The 15,866-nt window shown below is 65.4% G+C and carries 16 protein-coding genes and 1 pseudogene; 6 read left to right on the plus strand and 11 right to left on the minus strand.

Annotated elements, in window-relative coordinates; all coding sequences use genetic code 11:
- Positions 1–80: 80 nt before the first annotated feature.
- From RM2_RS25745 to RM2_RS06820, 5 genes and pseudogenes are all read left to right on the plus strand, one after another.
- A pseudogene (locus tag RM2_RS25745) lies at positions 81–248 on the plus strand (TraM recognition domain-containing protein); the annotation flags it as partial.
- A gap of 271 nt (positions 249–519) precedes the next feature.
- On the plus strand, positions 520–1,014 hold the full coding sequence (locus tag RM2_RS06805; protein WP_245813747.1) for a putative immunity protein: 495 nt from the start codon (positions 520–522) through the stop codon (positions 1,012–1,014).
- A 143-nt stretch (positions 1,015–1,157) separates the two neighbouring features.
- Entirely contained in the window at positions 1,158–1,766 is a 609-nt protein-coding gene (locus RM2_RS06810) for a putative immunity protein (protein ID WP_245813749.1), read from the plus strand.
- Entirely contained in the window at positions 1,763–2,272 is a 510-nt protein-coding gene (locus tag RM2_RS06815; protein ID WP_072688071.1) for a putative immunity protein, read from the plus strand. Before RM2_RS06810 ends, RM2_RS06815 begins: the two co-directional genes overlap by 4 nt.
- Positions 2,273–2,528: 256 nt before the next feature.
- Complete coding sequence (locus RM2_RS06820) at positions 2,529–2,885, plus strand: HNH endonuclease (RefSeq protein WP_245813751.1); 357 nt, start codon at positions 2,529–2,531, stop codon at positions 2,883–2,885.
- Between the two features lie 85 nt (positions 2,886–2,970).
- Here RM2_RS06820 and RM2_RS06825 read toward each other — a convergent pair whose 3' ends face one another.
- The 11 genes from RM2_RS06825 to RM2_RS06885 all read right to left on the minus strand — a co-directional run bounded on the left by RM2_RS06825 (position 2,971) and on the right by RM2_RS06885 (position 14,726).
- A complete protein-coding gene (locus RM2_RS06825; RefSeq protein ID WP_072688073.1) occupies positions 2,971–3,993 on the minus strand; it encodes an NAD-dependent epimerase/dehydratase family protein in 1,023 nt (340 codons plus the stop codon).
- Positions 3,994–4,210: 217 nt separating this feature from the next.
- Positions 4,211–4,945 carry an RES domain-containing protein gene (locus tag RM2_RS06830; protein WP_245813753.1) on the minus strand — a complete coding sequence of 245 codons (735 nt, stop codon included), beginning with the start codon at positions 4,943–4,945 and terminating at the stop codon, positions 4,211–4,213.
- A 14-nt stretch (positions 4,946–4,959) separates the two neighbouring features.
- Complete coding sequence (locus RM2_RS06835; protein ID WP_072688075.1) at positions 4,960–5,352, minus strand: hypothetical protein; 393 nt, start codon at positions 5,350–5,352, stop codon at positions 4,960–4,962.
- A 506-nt stretch (positions 5,353–5,858) separates the two neighbouring features.
- Positions 5,859–6,356 (minus strand): SGNH/GDSL hydrolase family protein, encoded by a 498-nt coding sequence (locus RM2_RS06845; protein WP_245813754.1) that lies wholly within the window; start codon positions 6,354–6,356, stop codon positions 5,859–5,861.
- 288 nt (positions 6,357–6,644) lie between these two features.
- On the minus strand, positions 6,645–8,012 hold the full coding sequence (gene phoH2 / locus RM2_RS06850; protein WP_373863298.1) for an RNA 5'-3' helicase PhoH2: 1,368 nt from the start codon (positions 8,010–8,012) through the stop codon (positions 6,645–6,647).
- Between the two features lie 340 nt (positions 8,013–8,352).
- Positions 8,353–9,114, minus strand: coding sequence for a hypothetical protein (locus RM2_RS06855; RefSeq protein ID WP_072688078.1), 762 nt, complete (start codon positions 9,112–9,114; stop codon positions 8,353–8,355).
- Positions 9,111–10,373 carry a hypothetical protein gene (locus RM2_RS06860; protein ID WP_072688079.1) on the minus strand — a complete coding sequence of 421 codons (1,263 nt, stop codon included), beginning with the start codon at positions 10,371–10,373 and terminating at the stop codon, positions 9,111–9,113. The genes RM2_RS06855 and RM2_RS06860 overlap by 4 nt, the downstream gene beginning before the upstream one ends.
- On the minus strand, positions 10,366–10,968 hold the full coding sequence (locus RM2_RS06865) for a DUF3558 domain-containing protein (RefSeq protein ID WP_084721662.1): 603 nt from the start codon (positions 10,966–10,968) through the stop codon (positions 10,366–10,368). Before RM2_RS06865 ends, RM2_RS06860 begins: the two co-directional genes overlap by 8 nt.
- Positions 10,968–11,285, minus strand: coding sequence for a hypothetical protein (locus RM2_RS06870; RefSeq protein WP_072688080.1), 318 nt, complete (start codon positions 11,283–11,285; stop codon positions 10,968–10,970). Before RM2_RS06870 ends, RM2_RS06865 begins: the two co-directional genes overlap by 1 nt.
- A gap of 857 nt (positions 11,286–12,142) precedes the next feature.
- Positions 12,143–13,438 carry a serine hydroxymethyltransferase gene (gene glyA / locus RM2_RS06880; protein ID WP_072688081.1) on the minus strand — a complete coding sequence of 432 codons (1,296 nt, stop codon included), beginning with the start codon at positions 13,436–13,438 and terminating at the stop codon, positions 12,143–12,145.
- A gap of 43 nt (positions 13,439–13,481) precedes the next feature.
- Positions 13,482–14,726: a DUF885 domain-containing protein gene (locus RM2_RS06885; RefSeq protein ID WP_072688082.1), complete on the minus strand. Its 1,245-nt coding sequence runs from the start codon at positions 14,724–14,726 to the stop codon at positions 13,482–13,484.
- Positions 14,727–14,894: 168 nt separating this feature from the next.
- Here RM2_RS06885 and coaA point away from each other — a divergent pair, with 168 nt between their 5' ends.
- A complete protein-coding gene (gene coaA, locus RM2_RS06890; protein ID WP_072688083.1) occupies positions 14,895–15,827 on the plus strand; it encodes a type I pantothenate kinase in 933 nt (310 codons plus the stop codon).
- Positions 15,828–15,866: the final 39 nt, after the last annotated feature.

Raw genomic sequence — 15,866 nt, forward strand, 5'->3', positions numbered from 1 at the left:
CTGGTCGGGGCGCGATCGGAGACGCCGCCCTCGAGTACGGTGCGCAGCAGACGAGTGGGCGCCTGCCGGTCCCGGCGGTGATGATCCTCGACGAGGCCGCGAACATCTGCAAATTGCAGCAACTTCCCGACTGGTACTCCCACTTCGGTAGCCGCGGCATCGTCCTGCTCACCATCTTGCAGTCGCCGTCGCAGGCGAAGAAGGTGTGGGGCGAGACGAACTTCGCGGTCATGCTCGATGCCTGCAATATGCTCTGGTACGGCGGTAACGTCCAAGACCGCGAATTTTTGGCCGCCCTGTCCGACGAGGGTCCGAGGAAGACTTCGTTCGGGATTCGGAGATCGGAGCCACCAGTGCGCAGTGCCATGAGTCATCAGTCGACTCGAACTCAACGTGCTAGCGCAGGATTAGGCGGCGGTGACGATGAACATCTCCGGGTGCAGATAGAACCGCTGACCGGTGAGTTCGAAGTCCTCGCGGGCAGTGTTGCTGCTCAATGCTCAGTCCGTAGGAGCGGTGATGTCACGCTTGAGGACGACGAAGGGAGTGCGGATGGAACTCGATTTACAGGAACACCAGACACTCGTGATCTGGGCCGCGGCGTGCGCCGAGCGCGTGCTCGAGAACTTCGAGCGCGCAGTACCAGGCGACGCTCGGCCGCGGGAGGCGATCGAGGCCGGAAGGGCCTGGGCGCGAGGGGAGCTAAAGATGACCGGCGCTCGAAAAGCCGCGTTCGCCTCGCACGCGGCCGCCCGGGACGCGCCAGATGACGCCGCGAAGGCGGCGGCGCGGGCGGCAGGTCACGCCGCCGCCACGGCACACGTGTACACCCACGCGCCCCACGCGGCCAACTACGCCACGACGTCGGTCAGAAAGGCGGCCGCGCCTGCGGCGAACACAGCTGTGACGAGTCTCGACACCGCGTCGGTAGCGATAGCCCGTGAGCGTAGTTGGCAGCGCGAGCAAATACCTGAACACTTGCACCAGATCGTTTTGCAACCCTGTACGCCGTAGCCAACCCGGACAAAGCCGAAGACACAGCCACTGCTCGTGCGAGGTCCACCGGCCGCATCCATCCTCCTTTGAGGGTTTTCTCTCGGTATCAGCAAGCAAATCGGCTGAACAATCAACCGAGGGTTCAAAGTTACGATCAGAGCGTGAACATCCAGCCGGAGCCCCCCACACGTCGCGAACCGCGCCCTCCAGACTTCGCCTTGGCCTTGGATGACCTCAGGGCGGTGACGGCCTTTGCCGTGGCCTCGGCTGAGCAGGTGCTCCCGCTCTTCGAAGCGCATCGCCCCCACGACAGCAGGCCGCGTGGGGCGCTCGAGGCCGCCGCCGCTTTCGTCAACGGCTGCCGCCGATCCCGTGCCCAGCGAGCGGCGGCAGCGGCCGCCCACCGTGCCGGAAAGGAAGCCGCGTCGCCCGTGCCATTCCACGCCGCGATGGCCGCAGGTGATGCCGCCGCGTCGGCATACCTGCATCCGCTGGCGGACGCGGCCCAGGTCAACCACATCCTGCGGGCATCCGCGCACACCATCCGCGTCTTCGAGATATGCCCCAGCGAGGAAGAGCCCGGGGGCGACCTGGTCGAGCGCATCGCTAGCCTCGCGTCCCCGCTGCTCATCGACATCCTCCACCGCTACCCGCGGATCGGTGGCGGCACGAACCGGGTCAGCCAACTCGTGCACGAACTCGACGCGCGTCTGCGAGACCAGGCGCCAACCCCGCTCACACGCGATAACCGGGTGATGGAGCAGCGATGATCCTGCCCGAGGTCCGAGACCCCCGCATGGTGACCATCCGTCGGGGTGGCTCGCTGACCGACGCCGATCATCGGTTGCTCGCGTTGTGGGCGGCAGAGTGCGCCGAACACGTTCTGTGCCATTTCGAGCGCGAGCGGCCCGACGATCCACGTCCCCGAGAGGCAGTCGCGGCCGCCCGAGCGTGGGCCCGCGGTGACATGCCGATGATGCAGGCACGCGCAGCAGGTGGACACGCGATGGGCGCCGCCAGGCCCCTCGTCGGCCCGGCTCGGTTCGCCGCCTACGCGGCTGGGCAGGCGGCATGCGTTGGACACGTCGCCGAACACGATCTCGGCGCGGCGGCGTACGCGATCAAGGCAGCTCGACGCGCACAACCCGACAATTTCCGGGCAGGCCGGATCGAACGTGAATGGCAGCGCGACAAGCTCCCTGAACCGGTCCGGAGGCTTGTCCTCGAAGACCAAGCCCGGCGCAACAGCATCTGCTGGTCAATCTTCTCCGACTGATCCGAGACAAACACCTCCGCCGCCCGCCACACGCATCGTGGGCTCGCACTCTAGGATTCCCGAACAGATCGCCGCGCCCCGCAGCGGCTGCCCGCGCAACCATCATGAGCAAGGACCTGCCCTTGAACACGGGTCGTAGGTCGAGACCATTGCGGCAAGCAACGTGCACGGTTCCGGGACTGGGTTGGCGCAACGACCAACCCCGTTGGTAAGAGCTGGTGGCGAGGGAATACTGCATGTTTCGATTAGCTGCGCATTGCCGACCTACAACTACCAACGCCGCAACCGGCAACGCACCGTCCTCGCCCACCGGTTCTCGGTGGAACTGGTCCACGGCCCACTCGACAAGCATGTGGTGTGCGAACACAAATGCAACGAACCGCTGTGCGTGCGGGTCGGCCCGCAACATCTGGTCCAGTCCACCTACTCGGAGAACGTCCGCTTCGCGATCGCCCTCGGCCGACTGTCCGGCCACACCCTGCTCGACGGAACCGGGCGCACACGCCTCGACCGGTCCCTCGCCATCCGCGACGCCCTCCAATACGGCTACAACGAAGAAGCATTGCTCCGCGCAAAAACAGACCCCGGTCCGAACCAGTCCACCTTGTTCTGATCGGCTACCGCCGGTACCGGCGCGCGGAAGCGCACCCAGGTCGAGACCGGCCCGTCTGCTGGCAGAGCGGGCGGCGTCGTCGTGCTCACGGCGTCACGGTCCCCGCGGCGGCGCTGGTCAGCAGCGCGCGTTCGCTCTCGCGTGCTAGGCCCGCACGACGCTCGCGGTCCTCAGGTACCTCGCGAAGCCAGCCAATCACGTCCGTAGCGGTCTCCCTTAACGGGCGGAACGTCAGCCCGGCGGCGATCGCGCGGCGACCGTCCATCCGCAGGAAGCCGCCCGTCTCGCCGCCCTCGGGCAGCCACAATGGCAACTCTATCCACGGGTTGACGCCGGCCTGCTCGAGCGCCTCACCGCCAACCCACGTTAGCGTGCTGGGGGGGGCATCAAACGCCGCTGCAGCGGCGACCATGTCGTCGAGAAGCTGGCTCATCGTCAGCGTGCCAGCCGGGCCGACCGCGAGGAATGTTCCTCCCGGTCCCCCCTCGCCTAGCCGCAGGAACCACTCGGCGAGGTCGCGGGCATCGACGAGCTGAACCGGCCGCTTTGGAGTACCGGGGGCTAACACCTCGCCGCCCTCGAGGACTCGCTCCGCCCAGTAACCGAAGCGGTCCGTAGGGTCCCAGCGGCCGACGATCAGTCCGGGGCGAACGACGATGCCACGATCGCCGAAGGTCTCGAGCACAACGCGCTCAGCAGCGGCGTTGAGTGCGCCGTAGAGTTCGGCCGTTGGGGTGTGGCCACCGTCGGCAGGCACCTGGTTGAGCGGGCCGTCTTCCTCGGTAATACCCGGCCGACTGACGTCCGCGTAGACCGAGACGGTCGAGACGAAGAGGTATCGGCTCGTCCGCTGCGCAAGGTGCGCCACGCTCAGGCCGACCGTTGCAGGGTCCTGGCCGCTGGTGTCGATCACGAAGTCCCATTCACGGTCGCCGAGCGTGGCGGCGACTTCAACAGTGCGGTCGCCGAGCAACTCCTCGACGCCGTTTGGGAGCGGGCACGTTGTCTTCCCCCGGTGCAGCAATGTGACGTTATGCCCCGCCGCGGCCGCCGCGGTCACGACGTGCCGGCCCAGGAAGAGTGTCCCGCCGATCACCAAAATACGCATACTTACTACTCCCGTCAGAGTCGTTGATCTGTCTCCGGGCGCAAAGCGGGATACGCCACAACTGAGCCCGAAGTGATGCACCGGAAGCGACCCCAACGATGATCATTCGGTCCTCACCGCGATCGACGTTTCACCGAGTTCGAGGCAGGGCCCATCGAGCTACGCACCGCGGGGAGGTAAGGGCGCGCGGCCGCTGCCGGCCCCTTGGGGGGCTCGGTCAGCTGTCCTCCCATACCAGGTTGTGCAGTCGCATCGCTTCGATCAGGTCGGGGTCGTCCGCCTCGACGGGACCGTGGTCCAGTGGTGTCACATTCCCGCTGATCGGTCCGTCACCGGGGCGTTCGTACAGTGCCCAGAGCACCAGGCCGTCACCGTGCCGCGAGTCGAACGCAATCCCGGCCACAGGGTTTCCCGCGGGGTCGGTGAGGGTGTTGGTCCACCGGGAGATCGACTGGGTGAGGGCTCGGGGGCGGCCGTCTCGGATCGCGGCGGTGTCGAGGTCGGCGAGGCCGAGCCGGATGGCGTCGGCACGAAAGCAGTTCCGCAGGGTGGCCATCGTCTCGATGTCGCCCGGCGCCACGAACCACCCACTGATCGTGCCGCTGCCGTTGACCCGGGGCGTCATCCACGACCGTGGGACGCGGCCCGGCGCGATGGTGGGGAACTCCTCCTCCTCCTCCTCGTTCTCGATGATTTCGTCGAGGGCGGCGCTCAGCTCGTCGCTCTTGCGTGCGTAGGCGAGGACTTCGAGGTAGCAGGCCAGTCGGGTTGCGCCGAGGTAGAGGGTCCGCCAAACCCCTTCCGGGTCGTCCCGACGGCCGTTGAAGCGGCCGTCGGTGGCGTACTCCCACGGTGTCCACTCCCATGAGGTGGGTGGGTATCCGACTCGGTAGGCGAGCGCCCCCTGGACTTGGACGCAGCAGACCTGTCCGCGAGGGGTGGGGGTCAGCACACTGTGATGATCGTTCATCCGACCGCGGCGAACTGGCGGGCAGCCGCGAGGACCTTCGGTCCGACGTCGGGGAGGTCACCTTCGCGGAGCAGCAGCGCCGGCGGCTGGTCATCGAGGATCGGGTTGAGCCCCTGGAACCACGTCTGCGCCACGGCAGGGGTGTCGCGTTCGGCGATCAGCCGGGCAGCGCGGTAGGCGATGCGGAGTCGTTCGACGTCGATCTCGTTGTTGATGGTGCGGGTGCCGTCGGCCCACTGCCGGACGGCCCGGGTTTCCTTCACCTTGCCGAGGTACGCGACGAGCTTGGCGCCGAGCAGTGCGCGCAGCTCTGTGACCAGCTCCGGCTGCGTCATGCGGGCGGCGTCGTTGTATGCGGCGAGATCGGGGCGCGGGTGTGCGGTCGTCATGTGAATCCACCTCCTACTAAATCACACACTCAATACAGTCTGCCGAAGTGCGGTGGCGTGTCAGTCAATCTCCGCTGCAACTCGACAACCGGATCGCGGGTTCAACGAGTAACGTCGCCCTCTTCCCCTGCGGGTACAAGATTGCCTATAAGAGCCCGCAAATTTCGAGCATCGAACCCAAGGAGACGACAATGGATCCAATGGCGAACCTTCAGGCTTGGTGGGACTGCCAGATGATGTTGGCTAGCGGTCAGATGTGCGACATGTGCGCAAACATGTGACGCCCCGATACCCAGAATGAACTGACATCAGCCCGGCCGGGCACCGCTCGACCGGGGTTTCAGGTGCCGAAAGGGTTTCAGGTGGCGAAAGTGCCACGGTGGGGCGAGCGAAACAATCTTTGCCACCTTGTCCGCGCCGTCGAAGAACTCCACATAGTTCGCCTGCGGTGTCCCTGGGAATGGCCCACGACGTCGACCTTCGAGGCCCCCGTATTCGCAGGCTCCTTATCGACGAAGGCGGCGATCTGGGCCGGGCGAGACGCGGGCCTGTCGCGCCGCGCGGGCGTGCAGCGCGCGGACGACCTCCGCCGCGAGGACCGCCTGCCCGCTCATCGCGAAGTGGATGCGGTCGGCGCTCATCAGGTCCGGGCGCAGCCGGAGCGGATGCTCCCACAGGTCGACCAGAACCGCGTCGTAGCGGGCCGCCAGCTCGCGCACCATGTCATTGAACGTCGGGATCCGTTCCTGCATGAGCCGCATCCGTTTGTCGAGCTCGACGTCGGCCAGTGCCAACGCCGAGATCTGCGCTCCGGTGCTGTGCACGGCGGAGAATAGAGCGTCGAGGTTGCGCTGCAGCTGCGGCAGGTCGGCCTCCGGTGCCCATAGATCGTTTGCACCGCAGGTGATGTGGACGAGATCGGGCGCGAATTCGAGCACGGGCTGCAGCTGGGTGTCGAGAACCTGGGCGCTGGTGGCGCCCATCCGTCCGGTGTTGAAGTACACGAGGCACCGGCCAGGACGGCCGCCCACTGATTGACCGACAGGGGGACGTGCCCAGGCCGGTGTTCGACGGTCACGGAGCCACTGAGCGGCCAGCAGTTGCCCCCCACGATCGACCGCCGGCCGCCGCCGCTTCCTCCTCGTGGCCGGTCGGCGCGAAGCGGCGGCATTCTCCACAGGTTTTGCTGTAAAGAGAACTCTCTTACAAGACTTAGAAGACCACCGATGTCGCATCGGTTCTGCGGGAGCAGACCGATGCGACATTCGCGGATTACCCTGCGAAGCAGTCCTCTACGGCGTCGGACCGAACTCCTCGAGCATCTCGGTCACCAGAGCGGCGACTGGTGAGCGCTCGCTACGTAGCAGGGTGATGTGCGCAAACAGCGGATGCCCCTTGAGTTTCTCGATTACCGCTGCAACGCCGTCGTGCCTCCCGACCCGCAGGTTGTCGCGCTGAGCGACGTCGTGCGTGAGAACCACTCGGGAACCGGTTCCCAACCTGGACAAAACCGTGAGCAGTACGTTTCGTTCCAGCGACTGCGCCTCGTCTACAATCACAAACGAATCGTGGAGCGACCGTCCACGAATGTGTGTGAGTGGCAACACTTCCAGCATTCCGCGGCTGATCACCTCATCCATCACTTCGGAACTGGCAAGTCCGTCGAGAGTGTCGAAGACCGCCTGGGCCCACGGGCCCATCTTCTCGCTCTCGCTGCCCGGCAGGTAGCCGAGTTCCTGACCACCGACAGCGTAGAGGGGACGGAAGACGATGACTTTCCGCTGAGTGCGACGCTCGAGGACCGCCTCCAGGCCCGCGGTCAACGCCAGCGCCGATTTGCCCGTACCCGCCTTGCCGCCCAGAGAAACGATGCCCACACTGTCGTCGAGAAGGATGTCCAGGGCGACACGCTGCTCAGCCGAACGTCCATGCAGACCGAATGCTTCACGCTCACCCCGCACCAACTGCACCCGCTTGTCGGCATTCACCCTACCCAGCGCGCTCGATGATCCTCCCAGAAGTCGAATACCCGTATGGCATGGAAGTTCTCGCGCCTCCTCCAAGTCTGCGGAGCCTTCCGAGAACAGGTCGTCGATCGACGACGACGACACCTCCAATTCGGTCATGCCCGTCCAACCGGATGCAACGACGTCGTGGGCGTGGTACTCGTCGGCGGGCAGGCCAACCGCACCGGCCTTGACACGCAGCGGGATGTCCTTGCTCACCAAAACGACGTCATTGCCGTCGGCCTCGAGATTCAGCGCACAGGCCAGGATTCTGGAATCGTTACTGTCCGTGCGGAATCCGACCGGAAGAACTAATGGGTCGGTGTGATTCAGCTCGACCTGAAGTGTGCCGCCTTCCGTGCCGATCGGCACGGGTAGGTCGAGTCGACCGTGCGCCACACGCAGGTCGTCGAGCATGCGCAGCGCTTCTCTTGCGAACCATCCCAACTCGTGGTGGTGCCGCTTTCCCTCGAGTTCGCTTATCACGACGAGGGGAAGGATCACCCGATGCTCGGCGAACCTGGTGACAGCCCAAGGGTCCGACAGTAATACCGATGTGTCCAACACGAATACACGTACTACCGATTCCAATGGGTTTTCGGAAGATGCGGACGAATGCCCGCCTCGGGCTGGCACGGAGCGTGAAGCAGTCACGTGAGGCTCCTAGGCCTGCGTGGCACCCACGCAGACTCGGTTCGCTGGACCGGTCCGTCCCTGGTGTGTCAATCCACACAGGAGCCGGGCGCCGGCCCCTTCGCACTGAGTCTCTCAGCCACGATCAGGACCTCCCGTACAAGCAGCTTCCTCGCTGCCTGTTACCCCCGACCGTACTGCCAATCACACCGGACGGCGGTGCGAGTGAAGGGCGTGTCGGCGAAGATTGCGTTACGGACTGACGGCATCGGGTGAACGCACACCAAGGTGCTCCGGCAACGTCCTGCAGTTGTCGAAATCGAAATCCTCGAGTGGCCCGCGCGGGCCTCCGACGGGGAGGTCAGCGTGCGGGTCGGCGGACGCTGGGCTCACCTTCGACGAGTGCGGACCGGATGCGTTCCTCGAGGCGGTTCGCAATGACCTCGGTGGTGGCCGAACGCAACCGGACGAGATGGTCTGTGTAGTACAGATACTGTCCGTCGTCGGCGATGTCGAACCAGGTCATGGAGTTGAGGACGGCATCGTGAGCGCCCTCCCACGGACGGTGCAGACAGATGTACCCGGCGGATGTCCGCCGAGCCAGGATCCGTTTGAGCAGGGAGGCTCCCGAGACGGTGGCGCTGTGCAGAACGCTGGTGCTCGCGGGCTGGGCGCGTAGATCATCGGGGTGCGCGTCGATCGCGGCGGTGCGTCCCGCCACAACCTCGGGGAGATCGAAGAGTAAATCTCGGACGAACTGCCGGATGTCGGGTGCGCGTGATCCGAGTCGCGCCCTCACGCGTAGGTCGCCGGTTCCGGTTGCGGCGGGCAGTTGATCGGCGACTACGGTGACGCGGCCGCGGACGGCGCCGCGACGCAGTAAGGGTGTCTTGCCCGGGGCGTAGACGCTGGCGGATATGCCTGGGTGGCGCAGGACCGCAATCGCTTCTCGGAGCTGGGGGTCGACTTGCTCGGCGCGCCACTGCTCGAGCTTGCGCCCCTCGGCGGGCAGTTCGCTTTCGAGACGTACGTCGGTACGGTGCTCGAAGGGGTGCGGCATCACGTCGAGATCCGTGGCCTCCCACAAGTGCATGAATTGTGCGGAGGACAGCTGCCAGTTCATGCGCCGATGACCGGCGGCGCGACGGGGTCGAGGTCGCCGATCAACTCGTTGCCGTTGTCCATGTTGATCAGGTAGCTCGGCGTCTTGTGCTCTGCGTCTTCGCTCTTGCCTGCCCCAGCGCCCGCTGCACCCACCGGCATGCCCATTCCCATGCCTGGACGGGCCATGCTGGGTTTGGCGGCTACGGCTCCGGCGCCTGTTCCGGCGGCGGCTCCCGCCGCACCTCCGGCGGCCATACCGGGCGGAATGGCACCGGGAACCACAGCACCGCTCTGGCTCTCGTTCCCCCTGTCGTTTCCTCTCGGGTTCGTGCCACCACCAAAGCCGCCGAGTCCGCCGGTGCTGCCGTTCGATCCGCCGGTGCCGTTGACGCCGCTCTGCGGGCTGTATGCGTTCGCGGCGGACGTCGACGTGGGTGAAGTCGCGCCGCTCTGTGCAGCGGGTGCGGCGGGTGCGGCGCCCTCCGCGGCTGCTGCCTGCGTGTTTGCGGCGCCGTCCGCATCGAGTGCGTTCGACTCGCCGCCGGGGGCTTCGCCGTCTGCCGAGTTTGTCCCTGAACTTCCGGCGCCGCCCGGGGTGGAGCCACCGGCGCCGGTCCAGCCACCGCTTTCATACCCCTGGACTCCAGCGATCATGGGCGGGGGCACGATGGAGGGCACGTTGGTTCCGGTCTCGATGAAGGTCGGTTTGTAGATCCGCTCGAGAATTTGGGCGGCCTCGCGCCGCCGGGTTTCCTGCTCCGCCTTCACTGCGACTGCGTTCGCGCCGCTCAACACCAGTGGCATTTGAAGCGCGTCGGACAGGAGGCTTTGTATCTGCGGTTTGACATCACCCGCGGCACTACTTGCTTGCTGAAGCTTGACACCGATCGTTTGGAGCGACGCGTTGGTGTCGCCGACCGGTCCCATCAAACGTTCGATCGCGGCGTTCGCGGCGTCGGCGGCGTCACCCTCCCACTCCGAGCTGATGATGTTCTTCAGACCTATCAATCCCCACCCGATATCGAACGCGCTTGCCACGGAGAGGTATCGGCGAGCGAGGTCCATAATCGCACCGGCGTCGAGGGCAGAGACCTTGCCGAACATCTCCTCGCGACTCATCCCGTCGAACAAGTCCGCGTCGGTGACGTAGGGGGCGTCGCGTTCCTGATCGACGTATTCGCTCAGTTGCTCGATGCTGGTGCCCAGGCGGTTGCGCTCGACGGTGCCGGTACCACCCAGCGGGGCCGCGAGAATATCGAACAGACCGTTGCTACTCATGTTCAGTCCCCACAGGTAGATAACGAGCGATGATGCTGGCGGTTTCTTCGAGTCCGTTGCACCAGTCCTCGTAGGCCGGTATGTAGTCGGATCGAGTGCTGAACAAGACACGGGAGACGATCAGAATGCCGTAGCTAGCCTCGACGCTCACCGTACAGGTGTCCAGCTCAGCCCTCCTTACCTCGAGAAGGGCACGGCGCCCATTGATCTCGATAGGCGTGGAGTAGTCCCTGATCTTCTTCTGCTGTTCGGCGAAGGTGATGTTCGAGGAGAGTACGTTCAGCCCGTACTGTCGTTGCCGGGTATCGAATGAGCAGATCAGGAAGGTGTGGTAGTCGGCGGCGACAGCATCTTCCTCCTTGGTCTGCGGGTCGTAGCCCGCCTCCACCAGGGCCTCATCCGGGATATCGAGGCACGGATCGAACACCACCAGCGGTCGATCCGACTGGTCCACCTGGCGCGGCACCCGAGTGGTCGGGGTCGCCGAGGTGGTATCCGAGACAGGCACCGCCTCGGGTGCATCGCCGGAAGACCCACAAGCAGTGAGGATCGACGACGCGACCAGTAGCGCAGCGATGGATGCACGGCGCAGCATTACTGGTCCACCTCCTGGTCGAGACTTCCCAGCGCCTGGGCAAACTGCCCGTCGGTGTCCGCGAAGGACTCGCCGCCAGCCACGAAGGCCTCCCTCATAGCGAGGATGACGGCTCGGTAGTCCTTGAGTCGCTCGACGACCGTTGACGCCTTGCGGGTGTACCCGTCGGCGAGTTGATCACCGATCCGGAAATCGCCGAAACCGTCGACTCTTTCCAACAAGTTGGACTTCTTGAGCGCGTCATCAACCGAGTCGAGCATCTGATCGCAGACGCGCACACACTGTTCGATCGCTCCAGGTTCGAGGCGCAGCACCATCAATCCCCCCTCGCCGTGACCGTGACCGTGACCCCCACGGTCGCTCGCGGAATGCTACTTGGTTTGCGCCCGCACGCACGTTGCCGGGGTGGTTCGCAGGCCGCCCGGTTGCGCTTCCTTCGCGGCGAGAACAGGACTCATCCACGAACACGGCGCTGGTCTCCCCCGGCGCCAGCATCGCCCAGCGGTGCAGCGAGAATATCGAGCAGACCTTCATTGTCTGCTCATGCCTACGCCCCCTCAGGTAGATAACGAGCGATGATGCTTGCGGTCTCCTCCATTCCGATGCACCGCTCTTCCTCAGTGTTCTGGTCGGATCGTGTGCGCTGGCCAGAAGTGCGGCAACGGAGGTGCGGCGCAGGTTCACCGGTCCACCCCCGGATCCAGAGTGTTCAGCGCCCGGGCGAACTGCCCGTCGGTGTCGGCGAACGACTCGCCGCCTGTCGCGAAGGCCTCCCTCATGGCCAGGATGACCGTTTCGTACTCCTTGAGCCGCTCATACCGTCACGGCCTTGCGTCTATACCCGTCGGCGAGTTGCTCACCGATCCGAAAATCACCGAACCCGTCAACATAGTGAAGTTCGTCCGACTTTCTTGATTGCGTCATCGATCGACTTGAGAATCTGATCGCAGACGCGCACACACTGTTCGATCGCTCCAGGTTCGAGGCGCAGCGCCATGAATCCCCCCTCGCCGTGACCGTGACCGTGACCCCCACGGCCGCTCGCGGAACGCTACTTGGTTTACGCCCGCACGCACATTGCCGGGGTGGCCGCACATGACCACCACCGGCAACAGCACTCCCGCACCAGCAGTGCGTTCCTTCAGGTGCTCGAGCGAGCCCCGGGTGCGGTCATCTAGATCAGGCGCCAGTCCTCGAGACCCTCGTACAGCGGGAAGTCGGCGGCCAGCTTGCTGACGCGGGCCTTGAGTGCCTCGACATCGTGCGATCCGGCCAGCGCGGTGCCGATGATGTCGGCGACCTCGGTGAACTGCTCGTCGCCGAAACCCCGCGATGCGAGTGCGGCGGTGCCGATCCGCAGGCCGGAGGTGACCATCGGCGGGCGCGGATCGAACGGCACCGCGTTGCGGTTGACGGTGATGCCGAGTTCGTGGAGAAGGTCCTCACCCTGCTGGCCGTCGAGCTGCGAGTTGCGCAGGTCGACGAGCACGAGGTGGACGTCGGTGCCGCCGGTGAGGACGCTGACGCCCTTGCCCACGACGTCCGAACCTGTCAGGCGCTCGGCGAGGATCTTCGCACCGGACAGCGTGCGCTGCTGACGGTCCTTGAACTCGGGGGTGCCGGCGATCTTGAACGAGACGGCCTTGGCTGCGATGGCGTGCATCAGGGGCCCGCCCTGCTGCCCGGGGAACACCGCCGAGTTCAGCTTCTTCGCCCATTCCTGCTTGGCCAGGATCAGACCGGAGCGGGGCCCACCCAGGGTCTTGTGCACGGTACTCGACACGACGTCGGCGTAGGGCACGGGCGAGGGGTGCAGTCCAGCTGCCACCAGTCCCGCGAAGTGCGCCATGTCGACCCACAGGTACGCGCCGACCTCGTCGGCGATAGAACGGAACGCCGCGAAGTCCTGGTGGCGCGGGTACGCGGACCAGCCCGCGACGATCACCTTCGGCTGCGACGCGACCGCGATCTTGCGGACCTCGTCCATGTCTATGCGGTTGTCTTCCTTGCTGACCCCGTACGACTCGACGTCATAGAGCTTGCCCGAGAAGTTGAGCTTCATGCCGTGCGTCAGGTGACCGCCGTGCGCCAGGTCGAGGCCGAGGAGCTTCTCACCCGGATTCATCAGTGCCATCAGGACGGCGGCGTTGGCCTGCGCGCCGGCATGCGGCTGGACGTTGGCGAAGTCGGCGCCGAACAGTTCTTTCGCGCGGCTGCGGGCCAGGTCCTCGACGACGTCGACGTGCTCACAACCGCCGTAGTAGCGGCGTCCGGGGTATCCCTCGGCGTACTTGTTGGTGAGAACGCTGCCCTGAGCCTGCAGAACCGCGCGGGGAACGAAGTTCTCCGACGCGATCATCTCGAGCGTGTCTCGCTGACGGGCCAGCTCACCCGCCATGGCCTCGGCGACTTCGGGGTCGAGTTCGGCGAGAGGAGCCGTATTGACGTCGGTACCGGGCACAGCGGTCATCGAGGAATCTCCAAGCTGGATGCGGAAACGAATACCCAACAGTCTACGAAGAACCGGTGAGTCCATCCCCACCGCCCGCAGAGCGGGCCGACTGGCCGACGCGAAGGGCACTGGGAACGAGTGGTTCGTCGAGTAGACGGCGGAAGCGCTCCGACCGCTCCGCGCCGACGGGCACCTCGGCCAGCCAGCCGCCGAGGAGTCGGTAACCCTCCACATACGTGCTGGTGTAGGCCCGCCACAGGGGAGAAGACAGGAATCGCAGCGACTGCCGGGCACGGTCCGGAGTCGACAGGCTCCAGCGCTGAAGGAAGGCGGCGACGTCATCGTGGCTGCGGCCCTCGTCGTGCATCATCATCGCCGCGTCCTGCCGGACTCCGAGCAACTTCCCCGACGCCGCCGAGAGGCGCTGGGCCCGGTCGCCGTCGAAACGCAGGCCCAGGTCGGCGTAGATCTCTTGCGCCCACAAACCCCAGTCGCGCCCGACAATCGATTCGAGCGCGAGGTCGGCAAGCCCCTCGGCCATCAGGCACTGCGGGGTGTTGACGACGAACAACGTCTGCTCGAGCTGGCCCGCGCCGACGAGTCCCGCTTCCTTGCGGCAGTGCTCGGTATGGTGTCCGGGGTACGACTCGTGCGCGATCAGCCGTGGCAAGTTCGCCATGTGCTGCTCGAGATCGGAGTTGATCGCGACCCTCGAGCGGTAGTCGCCGAGGTAGTAGTTGAAACCCGACCAGGGCTTGTCGCTCACCACCTCGTAGTCGACGACCTCCGAGTCGGGCAACGTATAGCGATCTCGTACGAGATCGCGCAGGGCGCTCGAGAATGCATCGACGCACTCCCGCAACCGGTCTGCGGGGATCCGGTCGGCCGCCCGGTGCGCCTGGATGCGATCAGCCAGCGGCCCGGGGCCTGGAAGGACGGCATCCATTTTCCGGTGTGCCTCCCGGTACTGCTCTTCGTCGCCTCGCTCGATTCGGACATCGAAGTACGCCTCGACCTCGTCGATGAAGCCGACGTCGTCACCCGCGAACTTGCGGCCCGAGTATTCGAGCGCGCGCAGGTGGACGTCGAGGAACCGGGTCCTCTCCTCGGATAGGCCCGCCGACGGCAACTCGGCACGCAGGCTCGACGCCGTACGCGCGAGTTCTCGCGGATCGGGCCGTGGCGCGTTCTCCACCTTCCTGCGCAACGCCGGATCGCCGGTGTAGGCGTCGACGAATCCTTCCTCCAGCCGGTCGAAACCCAGCCCGAGCAGCAAATATTCACGGACGAACGAATCGGATTCCATGCCGTCAGACCTTAGTCCAGACGCGTCCGCTCGACCCGCCGACAGCGCAACCTCTGAGACCAAGCACAATCCGACTATGCAACCGCTACTCGCCAGCGCAACGACGACGGCAGGGATTCTGGGCATGAACGGCTCACTCCCCAGCGCACTCGCGTGTGAGCGGAACTGATGGCCCGGACGAGCGAGCCCAGTCCATACGTCGAATTCGACCGGAAGCAGTGGCGCACGCTGCGCAAGTCGACGCCCCTCGTCCTGACCGAGGAGGAGTTGTACGGACTGCGCGGCCTCGGCGAGCAGATCGACCTCGAGGAGGTAGCGGAGGTCTACCTTCCGCTGTCGCGTCTCATCCACCTGCAGGTCGCCGCCCGACAACGACTTTTCGCCGCAACCGCGACATTCCTCGGTGAGAAGCACCCCGACCAGCAGGTGCCGTTCGTGATCGGCGTCGCCGGCAGCGTCGCGGTGGGAAAGTCCACCACCGCTCGCGTTCTTCAGGCTCTCCTCGCCCGCTGGGAGCATCACCCGCGCGTCGACCTGGTGACCACGGACGGCTTCCTGCACCCGAGTGCGGAACTCAATCGCCGCGGGATCATGCACCGCAAGGGCTTTCCCGAGAGTTACGACCGCCGCAAACTACTGCGGTTCGTCACCGAGGTGAAGTCGGGAGCCGAGGAAGTGGCAGCACCCGTCTATTCGCACATCTCGTACGACATCATCCCCGGCCAATCTCACCTGATCCGGCAACCAGACATCCTCATCATCGAAGGTCTGAACGTCCTGCAAACCGGCCCACGCCTGATGGTGTCGGACCTGTTCGACTTCTCGATCTACGTCGACGCCCGCATCGAGGACATCGAGGCCTGGTACATCCGACGCTTTCTCGCATTGCGCAGGACGTCGTTCTCGGACCCCGACGCGCACTTCCACCACTACGCGGGTCTATCCGATCGAGATGCCACCGCTGCCGCGCAGGAGATCTGGCACAGCATCAACCGGCCGAATCTGGTGGAGAACATTCTGCCTACGCGTCCGCGAGCCACGCTGGTGCTGCGAAAGGACGCCAATCACTCGATCAACCGACTCCGCCTGCGCAAGCTGTAGGCGAGGGTCGCTGTACGTGTGTGGCATGCGGTCGTGAGT

It is taken from the genome of Rhodococcus marinonascens NBRC 14363, assembly GCF_001894885.1.
Lineage (GTDB): Bacteria > Actinomycetota > Actinomycetes > Mycobacteriales > Mycobacteriaceae > Rhodococcus_F > Rhodococcus_F marinonascens.